This window comes from Pseudarthrobacter sp. Y6 (genome assembly GCF_050156205.1).
Classification (GTDB): Bacteria; Actinomycetota; Actinomycetes; order Actinomycetales; family Micrococcaceae; genus Arthrobacter.
On sequence record NZ_CP189574.1, the window covers coordinates 2,665,393 to 2,681,758 of the forward strand.

Annotated in this window: 17 protein-coding genes, 6 tRNA genes and 1 riboswitch; of the genes, 15 read left to right on the plus strand and 8 right to left on the minus strand. The window is 65.8% G+C overall.

The window, feature by feature from the left end; translation table 11 throughout:
* Window positions 1-38 precede the first annotated feature (38 nt).
* A riboswitch (FMN riboswitch) is annotated at window positions 39-193 on the minus strand.
* Window positions 194-233: 40 nt separating this feature from the next.
* The 6 genes from rpe to ACQCSW_RS12840 all read right to left on the minus strand — a co-directional run bounded on the left by rpe (window position 234) and on the right by ACQCSW_RS12840 (window position 5,162).
* Window positions 234-914 carry a ribulose-phosphate 3-epimerase gene (gene rpe / locus ACQCSW_RS12815; RefSeq protein ID WP_426990693.1) on the minus strand — a complete coding sequence of 227 codons (681 nt, stop codon included), beginning with the start codon at window positions 912-914 and terminating at the stop codon, window positions 234-236.
* Window positions 915-932: 18 nt separating this feature from the next.
* Window positions 933-2,522 (minus strand): RsmB/NOP family class I SAM-dependent RNA methyltransferase, encoded by a 1,590-nt coding sequence (locus ACQCSW_RS12820; RefSeq protein WP_426986411.1) that lies wholly within the window; start codon window positions 2,520-2,522, stop codon window positions 933-935.
* Window positions 2,519-3,439, minus strand: a complete 921-nt coding sequence (gene fmt / locus ACQCSW_RS12825) for a methionyl-tRNA formyltransferase (RefSeq protein WP_426986413.1) — start codon at window positions 3,437-3,439, stop codon at window positions 2,519-2,521. Before fmt ends, ACQCSW_RS12820 begins: the two co-directional genes overlap by 4 nt.
* A complete protein-coding gene (gene def, locus ACQCSW_RS12830; protein ID WP_426986415.1) occupies window positions 3,436-4,044 on the minus strand; it encodes a peptide deformylase in 609 nt (202 codons plus the stop codon). Before def ends, fmt begins: the two co-directional genes overlap by 4 nt.
* A 93-nt stretch (window positions 4,045-4,137) precedes the next feature.
* A complete protein-coding gene (locus ACQCSW_RS12835; protein ID WP_426986417.1) occupies window positions 4,138-4,998 on the minus strand; it encodes a cytochrome in 861 nt (286 codons plus the stop codon).
* Between the two features lie 92 nt (window positions 4,999-5,090).
* Window positions 5,091-5,162, minus strand: a tRNA-Val gene (locus tag ACQCSW_RS12840).
* Window positions 5,163-5,390: 228 nt separating this feature from the next.
* Here ACQCSW_RS12840 and ACQCSW_RS12845 point away from each other — a divergent pair.
* The 6 genes from ACQCSW_RS12845 (at window position 5,391) to ACQCSW_RS12870 (ending at window position 6,353) form a co-directional block, all read left to right on the plus strand.
* A tRNA-Gly gene (locus ACQCSW_RS12845) sits at window positions 5,391-5,463 on the plus strand.
* Between the two features lie 47 nt (window positions 5,464-5,510).
* Window positions 5,511-5,581: transfer RNA gene (locus tag ACQCSW_RS12850), tRNA-Cys, on the plus strand.
* Between the two features lie 39 nt (window positions 5,582-5,620).
* Window positions 5,621-5,695, plus strand: a tRNA-Val gene (locus ACQCSW_RS12855).
* A 58-nt stretch (window positions 5,696-5,753) separates the two neighbouring features.
* Window positions 5,754-5,826: transfer RNA gene (locus tag ACQCSW_RS12860), tRNA-Gly, on the plus strand.
* Window positions 5,827-5,870: 44 nt separating this feature from the next.
* A tRNA-Val gene (locus ACQCSW_RS12865) sits at window positions 5,871-5,942 on the plus strand.
* 153 nt (window positions 5,943-6,095) lie between these two features.
* Window positions 6,096-6,353 carry an antitoxin gene (locus tag ACQCSW_RS12870; protein WP_426986419.1) on the plus strand — a complete coding sequence of 86 codons (258 nt, stop codon included), beginning with the start codon at window positions 6,096-6,098 and terminating at the stop codon, window positions 6,351-6,353.
* Window positions 6,354-6,466: 113 nt separating this feature from the next.
* Here the strand turns inward: ACQCSW_RS12870 and zapE are convergent, their stop codons facing one another.
* A complete protein-coding gene (zapE, locus tag ACQCSW_RS12875) occupies window positions 6,467-7,504 on the minus strand; it encodes a cell division protein ZapE (protein ID WP_426986421.1) in 1,038 nt (345 codons plus the stop codon).
* Window positions 7,505-7,718: 214 nt separating this feature from the next.
* Between zapE and ACQCSW_RS12880 the strand changes: the two genes are divergently transcribed.
* Genes ACQCSW_RS12880 through ybaK form a run of 3 tightly spaced genes read left to right on the plus strand, consistent with a single transcriptional unit; the run spans window position 7,719 to window position 9,606 of the window.
* Window positions 7,719-8,630 (plus strand): sulfurtransferase, encoded by a 912-nt coding sequence (locus tag ACQCSW_RS12880; protein WP_426986423.1) that lies wholly within the window; start codon window positions 7,719-7,721, stop codon window positions 8,628-8,630.
* A 10-nt stretch (window positions 8,631-8,640) separates the two neighbouring features.
* Window positions 8,641-9,087, plus strand: coding sequence for a SufE family protein (locus ACQCSW_RS12885; RefSeq protein ID WP_426986425.1), 447 nt, complete (start codon window positions 8,641-8,643; stop codon window positions 9,085-9,087).
* A gap of 24 nt (window positions 9,088-9,111) precedes the next feature.
* A complete protein-coding gene (gene ybaK / locus ACQCSW_RS12890) occupies window positions 9,112-9,606 on the plus strand; it encodes a Cys-tRNA(Pro) deacylase (protein WP_426986427.1) in 495 nt (164 codons plus the stop codon).
* Window positions 9,607-9,722: 116 nt separating this feature from the next.
* Here the strand turns inward: ybaK and ACQCSW_RS12895 are convergent, their stop codons facing one another.
* The gene (locus tag ACQCSW_RS12895; RefSeq protein WP_426986429.1) at window positions 9,723-10,994 is read right to left on the minus strand and encodes an alpha/beta hydrolase family protein; all 1,272 of its coding nucleotides are present in this window, start codon (window positions 10,992-10,994) and stop codon (window positions 9,723-9,725) included.
* A 156-nt stretch (window positions 10,995-11,150) separates the two neighbouring features.
* Between ACQCSW_RS12895 and ACQCSW_RS12900 the strand changes: the two genes are divergently transcribed.
* The 6 genes from ACQCSW_RS12900 to ACQCSW_RS12925 all read left to right on the plus strand — a co-directional run bounded on the left by ACQCSW_RS12900 (window position 11,151) and on the right by ACQCSW_RS12925 (window position 16,353).
* Window positions 11,151-11,642, plus strand: a complete 492-nt coding sequence (locus ACQCSW_RS12900) for a hypothetical protein (RefSeq protein ID WP_354250685.1) — start codon at window positions 11,151-11,153, stop codon at window positions 11,640-11,642.
* A 14-nt stretch (window positions 11,643-11,656) separates the two neighbouring features.
* Entirely contained in the window at window positions 11,657-12,166 is a 510-nt protein-coding gene (gene msrB, locus ACQCSW_RS12905) for a peptide-methionine (R)-S-oxide reductase MsrB (protein WP_426986431.1), read from the plus strand.
* A 154-nt stretch (window positions 12,167-12,320) separates the two neighbouring features.
* The gene (locus tag ACQCSW_RS12910; protein WP_426986433.1) at window positions 12,321-13,688 is read left to right on the plus strand and encodes a DUF6421 family protein; all 1,368 of its coding nucleotides are present in this window, start codon (window positions 12,321-12,323) and stop codon (window positions 13,686-13,688) included.
* Window positions 13,689-13,735: 47 nt separating this feature from the next.
* Window positions 13,736-14,449, plus strand: a complete 714-nt coding sequence (locus ACQCSW_RS12915) for an SDR family oxidoreductase (RefSeq protein ID WP_426990694.1) — start codon at window positions 13,736-13,738, stop codon at window positions 14,447-14,449.
* 76 nt (window positions 14,450-14,525) lie between these two features.
* Window positions 14,526-15,641, plus strand: a complete 1,116-nt coding sequence (locus ACQCSW_RS12920) for a threonine aldolase family protein (protein WP_426990695.1) — start codon at window positions 14,526-14,528, stop codon at window positions 15,639-15,641.
* A 61-nt stretch (window positions 15,642-15,702) separates the two neighbouring features.
* The gene (locus tag ACQCSW_RS12925; protein ID WP_111906999.1) at window positions 15,703-16,353 is read left to right on the plus strand and encodes a DUF3000 domain-containing protein; all 651 of its coding nucleotides are present in this window, start codon (window positions 15,703-15,705) and stop codon (window positions 16,351-16,353) included.
* Window positions 16,354-16,366: the final 13 nt, after the last annotated feature.

Genomic DNA, 16,366 nt, shown 5'->3' on the forward strand with positions numbered 1-16,366 from the left:
AGAAGACCGCAGCGCCAAAGGGCGCCGCAGATACAGCTGTACGTGCTTCTCTCATCCAGACTTTAACTGTCGGTACCGGAATTTCACCAGTTCAACCGTCCGCTGGTTCCTTCCCTGAAGAGGGAAAGCGCCAGCTCGCGGGTCGCGGACTATCACCGCCGGTTCGGACTTACACCGACCCCGGAGCACGTATTGTGTGTTGCTATTGTGCCATAACCACAAGGTGGCCCAGACTATTCCGCGGACGCAGCACGTAACTTCATGCTGCCGGCCTCGCGGAGCCGTCCGATGGCTGCTGCCGGGTCCTCCGCGCCGTAGACAGCCGAACCCGCCACAAAGACGTTCGCACCTGCTTCGGCCGCCCGCAGAATGGTTTCCTCGGTAATGCCGCCGTCCACCTGGAGGGCGACATTGATTCCAGAACCGTCAATGGCTGCCCGGGCCCTGCGGATCTTGGGCAGGGTGAAGTCCAGGAACGCCTGGCCGCCGAAGCCCGGTTCCACGGTCATGATCAGGAGCATGTCCAGTTCCTCGAGCATGTCCAGGTAGGGTTCCACGGCTGTGGCAGGGCGCAGCGCCATGCCGGCCTTGGAGCCTCGGGCCCTCAGTTCGCGGGCCAGCTTGACCGGTGCAATGGAGGCCTCCGCGTGGAACGTTACGGATGCCAGCCCTGCGTCGGCGAACCCCGGCGCCCAGCGGTCGGCGTCGGAGATCATCAGGTGGGCGTCCAGCGGGATGGGGCTGACCGCCTGGATCCGCTGGACCACGGGCAAGCCCAAGGTGAGGTTGGGGACAAAGTGGTTGTCCATAACGTCCACGTGCACGGCGTCAGCGTTGCTGATGCGCTGCAGTTCGGCTTCGAGGTTGACGAAGTCGGCGGACAGGATGCTGGGGTTGATGCAGCATTGCGGCATGGGGGAATCTTTCACGGGTCAGGCTTTCTTCCGGATGAGGGCCAGGAACATCGCATCGGTGCTGTGGATGTGCGGCCAGAGTTGCGCCGTGGAATCGTGGCCTGCGCCCAGGTTCCCGGTCAGGCTCACGCCGTCCAGCACCGCACCGGCGTCCAGCAGCTCCAGGTCATCACGCTTCCGGAGGGCATCGCTGACCACCGCCGTGGTTTCGGCCGGGTGGGGTGAACAGGTGACGTAGGCAACCACGCCACCGGGGCGGACGGCGTCCAGCGCCGATTTCAACAGGGCGCGCTGCAGCGGCCCCAGGTCCGCGAGGTCCTTGGGGGTGCGCCGCCAGCGGGACTCCGGCCTGCGGCGCAGCGCACCCAGCCCGCTGCAGGGGACGTCCACCAGGACCCGGTCAAAGGATTCCGGCTGCTCAGTGCCGACATCGCGGCCATCGCCGGTCCGGACGCGCCAGACGTCCCTGGGCACGGCGGACAAGGCCTGGCTGACGAGTTTGGCACGGTGCGGGGCCGGTTCATTGGCGAGCAGCGTGGCACCCTGGGCGTTGGCCAGCGCGCCCAGCAGGGCCGCCTTGCCACCGGGGCCGGCGCACAGGTCCAGCCAGGTTTCGTGCGGCCGCCCTGCTCCGGCGGCGACGGTGGGATCCAGCTCCACTGCCGCCATGGCGCGGGCCACCAGCTGTGAGCCGACGTCCTGGACGCGCGTGCTGCCTTCCCGTATGGACGCGAGGCGGCCCAGGTCGCCGCCGCTGGAGAGCGCCGAGCCTTCAACAAGTTCACCCAGCGTGGCCCCGCCCTCCAAGGCTTCATCCAGGCTTCCCAGGCCGGGCAGGGCTACGAGGTTGACCACCGGAGCTTCGTTATCGGCTTCCAGCAGATCGTTGATTTCGGCGGCTGACCGCCCGTGGGCCACCAAGGACTGGCGCATGGCCCGAACGATCCATTCGGGGTGGGCGTACCGGAGGGACGCGATGGTGGTTTCGTCACTTTCACCGGCAACGAGGACCTCAAGCCACTCCTCGAGCGTATGCGCCGTGACCTTCCGCAGCACCGCATTGATCAGGGCGGAGGGTCCGGCACCGATGACGGCGCGGGCCAGGCCAACGGTCTGATCCAGGGCGGCGTGGGCCGGGACACGCATGGCCAGCAGCTGATGGGTGCCGATCCGCAGGGCGTCGAGAATGGCCGGGTCAAGCTGGTCCAGCGGCCGGTCAACGCAGCGCGCCAGGATGGCATCGTAGGTGCCCTGTCCACGCAAGGCGCCGTAGCTGAGCTCGGTGGCGAAGCCGGCGTCGCGCTTGTCCAGGCCGTGATGGCGGATGCGGGACGGGAGCACCAGGTTGGCGTAGGCATCCTCGGCGGCTACCGCGCGCAGGACCTCAAAGGCCACCAGCCGTGCCGGATCTGCCCGGCGGGTGCGCTGCGAGGGTGCGTTATCGGTGAAACTCCGCTGGGCGCTCCGGTTCCGTTCGCGGCCCTGGGCGTTGCGCTGGCTGGAATCCCGCGGCCCGCCCTTGCCCCGTCCACTGTTGCCCCGTCCGCCGCCTGGGGCGCCGCTTCCGCTGCCGCCCCTGCCGCCTGCATTACCGCCGGATTCGCTCATTCGAAGACCACGCTTTCCAGTGTTGCCATGCCGCGCGCCCAGTCGGCGGCGGCCATCATCTTTTTGCCCGAAGGCTGGATCCTCGTCAGCTCCACGGCGTGGGACCCGGTGCCCACCAGGACGCTCTTCCCCTCGAGGAATACTGCGCCGGGCTGCAGGTCCGTGCTACCTGGCCGGAGCCGGACGGGTTCGAGTTTGACCCGCTGTCCGTCCAGGGTGGTCCAGGCGCCGGGCTCGGGAGTTACGCCGCGGGCGCGCCTGCCAATCGCCAGGGCAGGCTGCTTCCAGTCGAGCCGGCCGTCATCGATAGTCAGCTTGGGGGCCAGTGAGACGTCGCCCGCCTGCGGCTGCGGAGCTGCCCTCCCGGCCTCGACGGCCGACAGCGTCTGGGACAGAAGGACGGCACCGCTGTGGGACAGCCGCTCGAGCAGCGCTCCAGCGGTGTCCTCCGGGCCAACGCCCTCGGTCAGCGTTCCGAAGACCGGGCCGGTGTCCAAACCTTCTTCCAGCAGGAAGGTGACGGCCCCGGTGACGTCGTCGCCGGCCATCACGGCCCGCTGTACCGGGGCAGCGCCACGCCACGCGGGAAGCAGGGAGAAGTGCAGGTTGATCCAACCGTGCGGGGGAACATCCAGGGCGGTGCGCGGAATCAGTCCGCCATAGGCCACGATGGCGGCCACGTCCGGCTTGGCGGCAGCGACTTTCGCCGTCACCCCATCGTCCACGCGGGTGGCATGAATGATGTCGATTCCCAGCTCGGCGGCGCGGGCTGCAACGGGCGACGGCGTCAGCACCCGCTTGCGCCCTATCGGCGCGTCGGGACGGGTCAGGACCGCAACGATCTCAAAGCCGGCCGCAACGAGGGCATCAAGGGACGGGACGGCCACGGCGGGGGTGCCGGCAAAAAGTACCCTCATGTGGTGGCGCCGCCGCCGAAGCTGGCCCCACCAGAGCTCGCGCCACCAAAGCTGGCGCCCCCGAAACTGGACCCGACCGTCTTGGCGCGCTTCGTCGTCGTGCGTTCCGTGATGGCGTCGTAGTTGGCGTTGCGGATGGAGCGCAGGGCCGTCTTCCGGTCCTCACCTTCGAGCCTGTCGGTGAAGAGGATGCCGTCCAGGTGGTCCGTCTCGTGCTGGAAGCAACGGGCCAGCATGCCTTCCCCTTCCACAGCCACAGGATTCCCGTTAAGGTCAACGCCGGTGGCGCGTGTGGCGCGGAAGCGGCGGACCGGGAACGCCAGGCCAGGAATGGACAAGCAACCCTCAACTTGGTCCGCTTGGAAGTCCTCGCTGTTTTCCAGGACCGGATTGATGATGTGGCCCTCCACGCCGTCGATCCGGTAGGTGAAGACCCGCTGGCTGACGCCAATCTGGGGGGCCGCGAGGCCGGCGCCGTCCACGTCCTCCATGGTTTCCGTCATGTCCGCAACCAGCTTGGCGAGCTCAGGACCGAATTCCGTCACAGGATCGGCCACTGTGCGGAGCACAGGATCACCAATGATGCGGATATTCAGAATGGCCATGTGCTGTCTTTCCTCACGGTGGGCGTTAATGGCGAACCTATCCAGTTTAGGTGCAGGGGCACCAGCCCCGGGACTGCGGGCAGTCGTGCTCCGCTAGGCGCTGCGGACCTGCGCGGACGCGGGCGGAGCAACCGGAAGAAGCGCTGAACCGGCGGCGAGCGTATCGGCGGACAGTTCCCAGACCCGGCGCAGGGCGCAGAACTTCCACCAGTGGTGCTTGAGGACGTCGGGATTGGCGCGGACCGGACGGACTTCCGTCTCGCCAATGGCCACAGCCAGCAGCAGCGGGGCCTCGCCGTACTTCCAGGGCTCCCATTCCCCTGCCACCGGGTCCACGAGGCTTTCTTCGGCCTTCATGCCGGCCACCAGTTGCATGACCACCTTGTCGTCCAGCGGCTTGACGGCGCCGTCCCGCGTGGTGCCCTTGGTCTTGTAATCAATGACGCAGATCCGGCCGTTGATCCTGGCCACGAGGTCCAGCGTCCCGGCGTAGCCCACTGACTTGTTCCAGACGGTGATTTCCGGTGCGATGGGTTCCACGCCATAGAGGTCCCACCACTCATCGAAGCGCAGGGCAAAGGCTTCCTCGCCGTTGGCTGCCAGGGCCTCGCGGGTTTCCTTCATGGCGTGGGGCCGGCCCAGGGCGCGGAGCGCAACCTGCTCGCAGTAGTTATGGACGCGGTCACCACGTTTGGCTGCCTCGTCCCGGTACATTTCTGCGGCCTTTGAGGCCCGGTTGACGGCCTGCCGGATTTTCGCCGGACTGCCCAGGCAATCGGCCAGCAACGGATCCTTCGCCAAGCTACTGGCGCCCATATAACCGAACCAGCCGTCCAGTCCGTGCGGCTGCTGGCCGATGACGGTGGTGATTGACGGAACGGAGAACTGTTCGGAAGTGGACCGCGCATACATGCGGCCGTATTCCGTGGCATGGGCAAGGAGTGGATCAGTCATACAAAGACTCTTTCACAAGGGGCTGACAGAATGGCGGGCACAAAAAAGGTCCGTTTCCGCTCGGCTGAGCGGAAACGGACCAGATTCCTCGGTGGGCGATACTGGGTTCGAACCAGTGACCTCTTCGGTGTGAACGAAGCGCGCTACCACTGCGCCAATCGCCCCGATGCCTTTGAATGCTAGCCGACCCGGCGGGGTTTATGGAAATCGAGACGGGACCGGGGCCGAATTACACGCCTGTAATTAGCAAAATCCCCTAGATTGCAGGGATCCAGGGGCATAGTTGTGGCTGGGGAACGCGCGATTTGGAGAATCCCTGAACCTCCTATAGAGTTCTTACTCGTTGGAACGCGAGGAATTGCCCGAAACGGCAAGGATTCAGCGGCCCAAATGCGGACGTAGCTCAGCTGGTAGAGCACCACCTTGCCAAGGTGGATGTCGCGAGTTCGAATCTCGTCGTCCGCTCGCAGGACACTGTCACAGCAAAGGTTTTTCGGAATCGGCGCTTACACGGTGGGTTGGCCGAGAGGCGAGGCAGCGGCCTGCAAAGCCGTTCACACGGGTTCGAATCCCGTACCCACCTCGGTGAAAACCATGGATTCCGGTTCACGCCGGACGAAATGGGCGATTGGCGCAGCGGTAGCGCGCTTCCCTGACACGGAAGAGGTCACTGGTTCGATCCCAGTATCGCCCACCAAGCAAGGAAACTTGCTGCATGCAGTACGCCAGGCCACCGGCCAGGCTGTACTTCATACGCGGACGTAGCTCAGCTGGTAGAGCACCACCTTGCCAAGGTGGATGTCGCGAGTTCGAATCTCGTCGTCCGCTCTCTACCCCAGTAATAAATCCGAAATGACCGGACTTCCGGTTCCGGGCGATTGGCGCAGCGGTAGCGCGCTTCCCTGACACGGAAGAGGTCACTGGTTCGATCCCAGTATCGCCCACACACAGCAGCTCCCCGTGAGCTGCTTTTTTGTTGCCCGAATAGCCCGCCTCGACTTTACAACATTTGTCACAGCATGTTGGCACGCCCGGCAGACAGGGCTAGGATCGGTTGCGGAGGAGCGAACTGGCTCCGCGATTGAAGGGAGGTGCTCGTGGGACTGATTGACGATCTTAAGGGCAAGGCTCAGGGTCTCATCCACGGCAACGAGCAGGCCATCAAGGACGGCATCACGAAAGCCGGCGATTTCGTCGACTCCAAGACTGGCGGCAAGTACGCCGGTCACGTGGACAAAGTCCAGGAGGGCGCTTCCAAGCTCGTTGACAAAAATGACGGAACCCCCGGCGAGACTCCTGCCAGCGAGCAGGTTCCGCCGGTCAACCCGGTTCCGCCGGTTGACAAGGCTCCCTAACAAGGATTTGGCCAGGGCTTTGCTCTAGCACGTCAAGGGGGTGCGGGTCCCGCCGGGAGGCGGCACCCGCACCTTTGGCGTTTGACTGACTGTCCAGCTTCGCCAGCCGCCCCCTAGGACGGCTCGTGGTTCTGGCCCTCGCGGGCCAGCGCGGTCAGGCGGGACACAGCACGGAAATACTTCTTGGTGTACCCGCCGTGCATCATCTCGTCCGTGAAAAGCTTGTCGAAGGGGACGCCGCTGGCCAGGATGGGCACATCCTTGTCGTACAGGCGGTCGGCCAACACCACGAACCGCAGCGCCACGGCCTGTTCGGTGATGGTCTCCACGTTTCGCCATACGACGCCGTCAATGCCGTCGATAAGCTGCCGGTATCGGCTCGGGTGGACACCGGCAAGGTGGCCGATCAGTGAACTGAATTCGTCTTCGGCAACGGTCTTGCCGTCGAACTCGGCCTTCATCTGTGCTGCGAGCTGGCTGTTCTTCAGCGGTGCCGGGGCGGCGGGCAGGCCACGGTGGCGGAAGTCCTCGCCGTCGATCCGGATGACGTCGAACTGGTCCGCGAGGACCTGGATTTCACGGGCAAAGTCGACGGCGGCAAAGCGGCCGTCACCCAGCGAACCCGGGAGGGTGTTGGACGTGGCAGCAAGCTTGACGCCGGCGTCGGCCAGTTCACGCATAAGACGGGACATCAGCACGGTGTCACCCGGATCATCCAGCTCGAATTCGTCGATGCATACCAGCTTGTAGTGGCTCAGCGCTTCAACAGTTTTGCGGAAGGAAAGTGCCCCTACCAAGTTGGTGTATTCCACAAATGTGCCGAAGGCCTTGGGCCCCGGGGCGGCGTGCCACAGCGAGGCCAGCAGGTGGGTTTTGCCGACGCCGAATCCGCCGTCGAGGTAGATCCCCGCCCTGGTAGCGACTTTCTTGGTGAAGAGCTTTTTGAACAGGCCGTCGCCGTCGCCGGCTCCCACTCCCCCGGCGAACGCTTCCAGCGCCTTGACCGCCGCCGCCTGGGACGCCTGGTTCGGGTCCGGCCGGTAGCTGGCAAAGGAGACCTGACCAAACCGTGGGGACGGATAAAAACCCTTAAGAAGCTCATCCACCGAAACCGCCGGAGTGCGGGCGGCAAGCTGTTCGATCTGTACCAAGGTGGTCCGTTCTGCTGGTGGGTTGTCCCCAGAAAGAATACCGGCAACGGCCCGGGCCTCCCCCGCCGTGTGGCCGGCAACGTCCCCGGCGTGACGAAGGACATATTTCCCTCTGTTAACAAGGAGGCGGACAGGGCGACGAGCCGTGGCTAGTGTGGATGCAGGTTTCCTTCTTCAGCAGATCCGCCATGTGTCTCAGTGAAAGGCCAACACCATGTCCTACGCAGTTGAACAAAACGAGAAGTTCGCCGCCTACGCCAATCCGGAGCGGCTGGTGTCCACCCAGTGGCTTGCCGCCGCACTCGAGGCTGGCGCCCTTGCGGACGGAAAGCTGGTGGTGGTCGAATCCGACGAGGACGTCCTCCTCTACGAGACCGGCCACATCCCGGGATCCGTCAAAATCGACTGGCACACCGACCTCAACGAAGAAGTGACCCGCGATTACGTGAACGGCGAGGCTTTCGGCGCCCTGGCCGCTGCCAAGGGCATTTCCCGCGACACCACGGTGGTCATCTACGGGGACAAGTCCAACTGGTGGGCCGCCTATGCACTCTGGGTCTTCACCCTGTTCGGCCACGAGGATGTCCGGCTGCTCGACGGCGGCCGGGACAAGTGGATCGCCGAAGGCCGTGACCTGACCACGGAGCGGACCGCCCCGGTGCCCGGCGACTACCCAGTGGTGGAGCGCAACGACGCCCCCATCCGCGCTTTCAAGGAAGACGTGCTGGCACACTTCGGCAAGCCGCTCATTGACGTCCGCTCCCCCGAGGAATACACCGGCCAGCGGACCCACATGCCGGCCTACCCGGAAGAAGGTGCGCTCCGCGGCGGCCACATTCCCACGGCAGCATCCATTCCCTGGGCACGCGCCGCTGCGCCGGACGGAACCTACCGCAGCCGGGAAGAGCTCGAGGCCCTCTACCTGGGCGAGGCCGGCCTGACTGCAGGCGATGACGTGGTGGCCTACTGCCGCATCGGCGAACGTTCCAGCCACACCTGGTTCGCGCTCAAGTACCTGCTGGGCTTTGACACCGTCCGGAACTACGACGGCTCCTGGACCGAGTGGGGCAATGCCGTCCGGGTTCCCATTGCCAAGGGCACGGAACGCGGCACGGTCCCGGCGTAAACTGGAACAGATGACTACACATGACCTGCCCGCCGCGCTGGCGGAAATCGTGGATGACTTCCAGGCCCTGACCGAAGCCGATCGGCTTCAGTTACTGCTCGAGTTCTCGCGCGAGCTGCCGGAGCTGCCGGACCGGCTGAAGGACCACCCCGAGCTCCTGGAGCAAGTGGTGGAATGCCAGTCGCCGCTGTTTCTGACCATCGAGACGGAAAAGAACGACGCCGTTCGGCTCTACTTCAAGGCGCCACCGGAAGCCCCCACCACGAGGGGTTTCGCTGGCGTGCTCCACGAGGGACTCGACGGACTCAGCGCCGCTGAAATCCTGGCGGTGCCGGACGATATGCCGGAGCTGCTGGGCCTGACGCGGGCCATCACACCGCTGCGGATGCGCGGCATGACCGCCATGCTGGGACGGATCAAGCGTAAGGTCGCCGCTACGTCCCGGTCCGCGTCTTGATCTCCTGATCGGAAACTGAACGCTTTGGGACGCAAGAGTTCAAACGGAACGCCGGCCACCGCCGCACTGGCTGCAGCCGGCGTTCCTTTTGTGCTGCATCCGTATGCCCACGATCCTTCCGCGGCCAGCTACGGCACGGAAGCCGCCGAAGCCTTGGGCATCGCTCCGGAGAAGGTCTTCAAGACCCTCATGGTGGAAGTGGAAGGCCGGCTGGCAGTGGGGGTTGTGCCGGTCAGCGGAAACCTTGACCTCAAGGCCTTCGCCGCCGCCCTGGGCGCCAAGAAGGCTTCGATGGCAGACCCCGCGGCGGCTGAACGCCGCACAGGCTACGTCCTCGGTGGGATCTCGCCGGTGGGCCAGCGCCAGCCATCGCCCACGGTGGTCGACAGCAGCGCCCTTGACCTGGGAACCATGCTGGTTTCCGGTGGTAAGCGCGGCTTGGACGTTGAGCTTGCACCGGCCCACCTCATCCAACTGACGTCCGCCGTGACTGCCGCCATCGGCACGCGCACACTTTAGCGGTTCTGCCCTGCCCCTGCCTCGGACCGGGATCGACTCCGGAGCTGATCGAGATGACAGTTCGCGGCAATCGCGGCCGCAAACACTGCCGCAAAATGTCATCTCGCCGGCTGGGATTACTCCGGGCGGTTCTGGCCGGGGTTAAGCCGCGGAGCCAACTGGGGCCGAAGCCAGGCCTTGATCAGGTTCTCCCAGCGTTCGGGATCGACATTCCATTCCTTGGTGTGCCTGGCGTGATTGAACGTTTCGAACGTGACCATGTCCGGATTCCGCTCGGCCAGAAGGGCGGAGGGTTCATAGGGAACGTACTCGTCATCAACGCTGTGGATGATCAGAGTGGGCGTACGGACTTCCACGGCACGCGCCACCCAGTCCATGGCCTTGAGGTCCACGGGTGCGGCCAGGCCGGTGAGCCTGCGGCCCACGGGGTGGCCGAGCATCAGCTGCCCGTAGCGGCCCACGAGGGACGGAATGCGGTTAATCTGCGCATGATGGGCCAGCACATTGACCCAGTTGATGACGGGCGCGTCCAGGACCATGGCCCGGATCAGGTGACGGTGAGGCGAGAGATCGGCCGTCTGCAGGCAGATGGCGCCGCCCATGGACCAGCCGAAGAGAACAATTTCCTCGGCGCCGTTGGCCAGGGCGAACTCAATAGCGGCCTGCACGTCCTGCCATTCCGTGGAACCCAGGCCGTACCGGCCGTCCTCGGCCGATGGCGCCAACCCGTCGTTCCGGTACGAGACAAGCAGGCTGGTGAGCCCCAGTTCGAGGGCGGGGCCCACTGCCCGGAGGGCCTCCTGACGGGTTGCCCCGCGGCCGTGAACCATGACTGCCCAGGTCCCGGCCGTTCCGCCGGCCCGGACCAGCCACGCCGGTGCTGTGCCGCCGTCGACGTCGATCAGCACGTCCTCGGCCACGAAGCCGGCGGCGGCGGGATCCGGATAGAGCGCACCGCTCCACCACCCGCGGCGGGCCGTGTCGAGATCGCCGGCATAGACGGCTTCCACTTCGCGCAGGACCGTGCCGTCCGCCGGCGAATAGGAGACGATCTGCCCGATCCGGGCGTGCCCTTTCCCGCCGTCGAAAAACAACCCATAGACACCGTCCACCGTGGTCTCCGGAGTCGCTGTCAGGATAACCTGCCGGCCGCCGCCTTCCCGGAGCACGGCCAGGACTTCCTGGTCCGCCGTCCGCTGCCGGACGGGAGTGATCACACGCCTGGCAAAATAGAGCGCCAGTGCGGAGGAGCCTGTGGCCAGCAGGCCGGCAAGTGCCCCGCCGCCAATGACGCCGCCGAGCGCCCACTTGGCGCGAAGCGACATGCGGCCGCCGGCCTGGATCGGAGGTGCCGCCGTCAACGTGGGTGTGCGCGTGGAAGGTGCCATGGAACCATTCTTACTGCCGCAGACGGGTTGACCATATTCCGTCCGGCACGTGGCGCCGGAATTCTGCCGGCCCCGAGGACGCCGCGCGCAAGACACCTCAACGGCTGTGCGGCCCAAATGGATGCAGGCGCCGGTGCGCACGACTAGGCTGATGCCATGAGCGATCCAATCGTCATCCTGACCGAAGAACCCCTGGGCGCGGACGACCGCGTCAACATCGAACGCCTGGTGGACGGGCAGGACACGCCCCTTGTCCTGCTGGTTCCAGGGAACACTGAACGGCACCTGCTGGTGGATTTTCTTGAGAATCTCTCCCTACTGGACGTTGCTAAGGCGTTCCGCGAACTGACCGCCCACGCCCCGAACCCCACCGCTGAACGGGCCGAGGCTGCAGAGACTCTGGCCGTCTCGCTGGCTGCCTTGGAGGGGCTGGGCGCCGGAGTAACGGGCGAGGTAGTCGACGGTGGCGCCGTCAACGGCCTCGTGGCCAAAGTCAAGGAGCTCGGCGCAGCCCAGGCGGTGGTGATCACCCGTCCCCATGCGGTCGCGGATACGTTCCATACGGACTGGGCCAACAAAGCCCAGGACCGGCTAGGGCTCCCCGTGCTCCACCTGTACGCCGGTTCGGGATTTATCGGCGACTCCTGAGCGTTGAGCTGACTATGAGCATCTTTGGAAAGAGCATCTTCAACAACAAGGCCGCGGATTCGGTCCCGGGTCCGGCCGCCGACGCCGGCGCTGCGGAACCCGCATACCAGAAATCCGATGCCGAGTGGCGGCAGGAACTCACGCCGGAGGAGTACCACGTGCTGCGGCAGGCGGGTACTGAACGCCCCTTCACCGGGGAGTACGTGGACACCCACACGGAGGGTGTCTACCAATGCCGTGCCTGTGGAACCGAGCTCTTCAGGAGCAACGAAAAATTCGACTCGCATTGTGGCTGGCCGTCCTTCTGGGCACCGCTCGCCGAAGGCACCGTCCGTTACATCCACGACCGGACGCTCGGCATCAAGCGGGTGGAGGTACGGTGCGCGCACTGTGACTCGCACCTGGGCCATGTGTTCGAAGGTGAGGGCTACGGCACGCCCACGGACCAGCGCTTTTGCATAAATTCAGTGTCCCTGAAGCTGGTGCCGCGCGGCACTGCCGGGAAAGAATCCACGGAGTCCTGAGTCCGCCAGACATGGTTTCGCCTACATCTGGCGGCGCCGCGAGGCGCCTCGAGCCTGAGAGTATCTTATGCTCAGGCACAATTTGAGTTAGGGACTCTGGTTGCTTGCTACGCTCGCCGTAGATGCCCCAAGCAATGAGAAAGGCAGTCGCACCATGACCGTCACCGTAACCGGCGCCCCGCCAAGGATCACCACCGAAAATCCCGTCTGGCTCCGCCTCAGGAGCGCGGCCGAAGCCCTGCAGACACTGCAGGTCCAGGACGGCTCCGTGCCTGACGCGGGCCACCACCCAGCCGCAGCGCTCGAGGTTACCGCGATCGCTGAGTCGCTCGCCGAACTGGCACCGTTGTTCCCGCACGACGCGGCCTACCTTGACGCCGTCGTCGATGATTTCCAGGCGTGGGCCACGGCTGGATTCGGCGTCCCGGACTTCCTCGCATCCCTGCTGGCGTTCCGGCCCCAGCTGCAGCGCCAGGATGGCCTGCAGCATGTTGTCATCTTCCCCATGTACACACAGAACGGAAGCAGCAGCCGGCTCGTGGAGGCCGTCCTGATCGAGGTCATCTGGCCCGATTTTGTGGCCGGCCTTGAGGCTGGGGACTATTCCAACAAGCTCTTTGTGCCCATCCGATTCCTGGACTTCACTAGCGGCTACAACACCAACTCGGCGGTGCTGTTCCCCGAAACCGTGGCTGTTCGGGAAACACCCACCTTCACCTGGGGCGCCATTTTTGCGGACCGCGAAGCTGCCCGGTTCCGCAGGGTCCTGCGTGCGGCCGCAGACATCACCTCCCTGGACCTGCCCGCGGGCGCCGCGGAACTCCTGGCCGACCAGGAACTGACCGAGGCCACGTTTGTGATGTGGGACCTGATCCATGACCGGACCCACATGCGCGGCGACCTGCCCTTTGACCCGTTCATGATCAAGCAGCGGATGCCCTACTTCCTGTATTCGCTTGAAGAACTGCGCTGCGACCTCACAGCCTTCCGCGAATCCGTCCGGATCGAACAGGACGAAGACGCCGGGCCGGAAGCACGCCGGCACGCGAAACTGGTGCAGTACGCCATCATCTTCGACCGGATCTTCCGCTTTGCGATCACCGGCAACCGGGTGCGCAACTACGACGGCCTCGGCGGGCAGCTGCTCTTTGCCTGGCTGCACCAGCACCACGTCCTGCACTGGACCGACAGCCGGCTCAGCATCGACTGGGACCAGGTGGCGGACGCGGTAATCGCCCTCGGCGCCTCGATCGACGAGCTCTACTGGCGCTCCATTGACCGGCCGAAGACGGCCCATTGGCTGGCCGCGTACCAGCTGATCGCCGCCACCGTCACGCCTAACCCAGCATCAGTCTGGGCCAAAGGCCCGGACGCGCTTCCCGTTGCCGGTCCGCCCCGCGGCCTGACGGACCAGGTGCTGGACGACGAATTCCCGCTGTCCATGTTCTACGAAGCATTGGAGAAGAAAATGCGCCCTGTCATCGAATCCACCGCCGGCATCACCGGAGCGTCCGCACTGTGAGCGAAGCCGGTGCCCTGAGCGCAGCTCCTACCCCTGACCACGCCCACATGCTGAACGTCCTGGTCACCGGCGGCAGCGGACCGTCCGGGGTCGCGGTGGCCCGGGCCTTGCACCAGGCGGGGTTCCGGGTCTTCACGGTCGGCTCGGACAGGACGCGCATCGAGGGTGCTGCCAGGCAGGCGGGCGACGGCGTGACGCCACTTGTGTGCGATCTTGCGGATCTCGCCGACGTCCAGGCCCTCCGGAAGACCCTTCTGGCGGAAACCGCCGGACGCGTGGACGGAGTCGTCCACCTCGTGGGCGGCTGGCGCGGCGCGAAGGGCATCACAGGCCAAAGCGACTCCGACTGGGACTTCCTGGAGCGCGGCGCCATCACCACGCTCAGGAATGTGTCCCGGGTGTTCTACGCCGACCTGGCCGCCGCCGAAACCGGACGGTTTGCCATGGTGTCCTCCACCGCGGTGGACACACCGACCGCGGCGACGGCCAGCTACGTGGCGGCAAAGGCCGCCGCCGAGACCTGGACACTGGCGATGGCCGAGGGCCTGGCCCGCGGGGCTGCCGGCGAGGGCAGCGCCTTGCGCGGCGCCGCCGTCGTCCTGGTGGTGAAAGCGCTGGTGGACGCGGAACTCCGGAAGGCGCACCCGGAACGGACCTTCCCCGGCGCCACCGACGTCGAGGACCTGGCTGCCGCCGTCGTCGGACTGTTCAGCCGCCCGGCAGCCGAACTGAACGGCCGGCGCCTGCTCCTGACCCCCTGACCCCAAAATCCCCTGACTTGCTGGACCCCTGACCGGCCGGACCCGACCTCCCTAGACTGAGAACGTGAGCAAAGCAATGACAACAACGGCAGATGCCGCCCCGCGGCTTGAAAATCCCGCCGCCCGGCTGCATGACGCGTCCGTCCGCGGTTTCGCGTCCGACAACTACTCGGGTGTCCATCCCGAGGTCCTGGCCGCCCTCGCGGCTGCCAACGAGGGCCACCAGGTGTCCTACGGCGAGGACGACTACACTGCACGGCTGCAGGGGCTGATGGAGGAGCACTTCGGCGCCGGCATCGAGTGTTTCCCGGTGTTCAACGGCACAGGGGCCAACGTGCTGTCCCTGCAGTCGCTGCTCCCGCGCTGGGGCGCTGTGGTGTGCGCTTCGACGGCGCACATCAACATGGACGAAAATGGCGCTCCCGAACGGATCGGCGGGATCAAACTCCTGCATGTCCCCACCCCGGACGGCAAGCTGACGCCGGAGCTGATTGACCGCGAGGCGTGGGGCTGGGGTGATGAACACCGGGCACAGCCGCTGGCAGTGTCCATCACCCAGACCACCGAGCTTGGCACGTGCTACACCCCGGATGAGGTCCGGGCCATCGCGGAACATGCCCACGCCAAGGGTATGAAACTCCACATGGACGGCGCGCGGCTGGCCAACGCCGCCGCGCACCTGAAGGTTCCGCTGCGGGCTTTCACGCGCGACGCCGGCGTGGACATCCTCTCCTTCGGCGGCACCAAGAACGGACTGCTGTACGGCGAGGTGGTGGTGGCCCTGAACCCCGAAGCGGCCCACGGCCTGATATTCCTGCGCAAGATGAACATGCAGCTTGCCTCGAAAATGCGCTTCCTGTCGGCCCAGTTCATCGCCCTGCTGGAAGGCGACCTGTGGCTCCGTTCGGCGTCGCACGCCAACGCCATGGCCGCCCGCCTCCGCGCCGCGGTGGACACGATCGATGGCGTGGAGCCCACCCAGAAGACGGAGTCCAACGGCGTGTTTGCCGTCCTGCCGGCCGGCATAGCTGACCGCCTGCGGGAGTCCTTCCGGTTCTACGACTGGGATGAAGCCGCCCGCGAGGTCCGCTGGATGTGCTCCTTCGACACCAGCGAGGACGATGTCGACGCCTTTGTGGCCGCGATCCGCCGGGAACTTGCGGCCCACCACACGGTCAGGGAAGCCGGATAGCATGGACCGGCCGACGGCGAGCCTGCGCTGCCCGCCCCCTGCCGTTGCGTAATCTGCGAAGGTGAACGCACTAGCCCAGGTTCCCCCGGAATTTCTCCACGCCTTGGGAACCCTCAGGAAGGCCCAATGCCGCAGTGAACTGCGCCTGGCGGAAATTCCCGCCCCGGCGCGCCTGGCACCGTTCGCCGTGGCACTCGGGGCCGAGGTCATGGCGCCCGGACCGGGCAGCGGCACCACACCGGTCCACGGGCCCGCAGCCATGGCCCTGGCCGCGGCGTCCGGCACCGAGGACGACGACGACACCGAGCTGGCCACGGGCCGCTTCATCCTGCTGCACGACCCCGAAGGATCGGCAGTCTGGGACGGCGAATTCCGGATTGTCACCTACATCCGGGCCCAGCTTGAGCCCGAAATGGGCAACGACGAAATGCTGGGCACCGTCGCCTGGACCTGGTTGGTCGAGGCACTGGAGAATCACAAGGCCCCGTACCGGGCGGCCGGCGGGACCGCCACGCGCGTCCTGTCGGAGAGCTTTGGAACACTTTCTGACCGGCCCGGGTCGATCGATATCGAGCTGCGCGCCTCCTGGACTCCGGCGTCTTCGGACGTCACTGCCCATCTGGAGGCATGGTCAGACATGGTCTGTACGTTCGCCGGCCTCCCCCCTCTGCCCGACGGCGTCGCGGCCCTCCCGCGCCGGCGCCGGAACTAGGACTGCCCCTTGT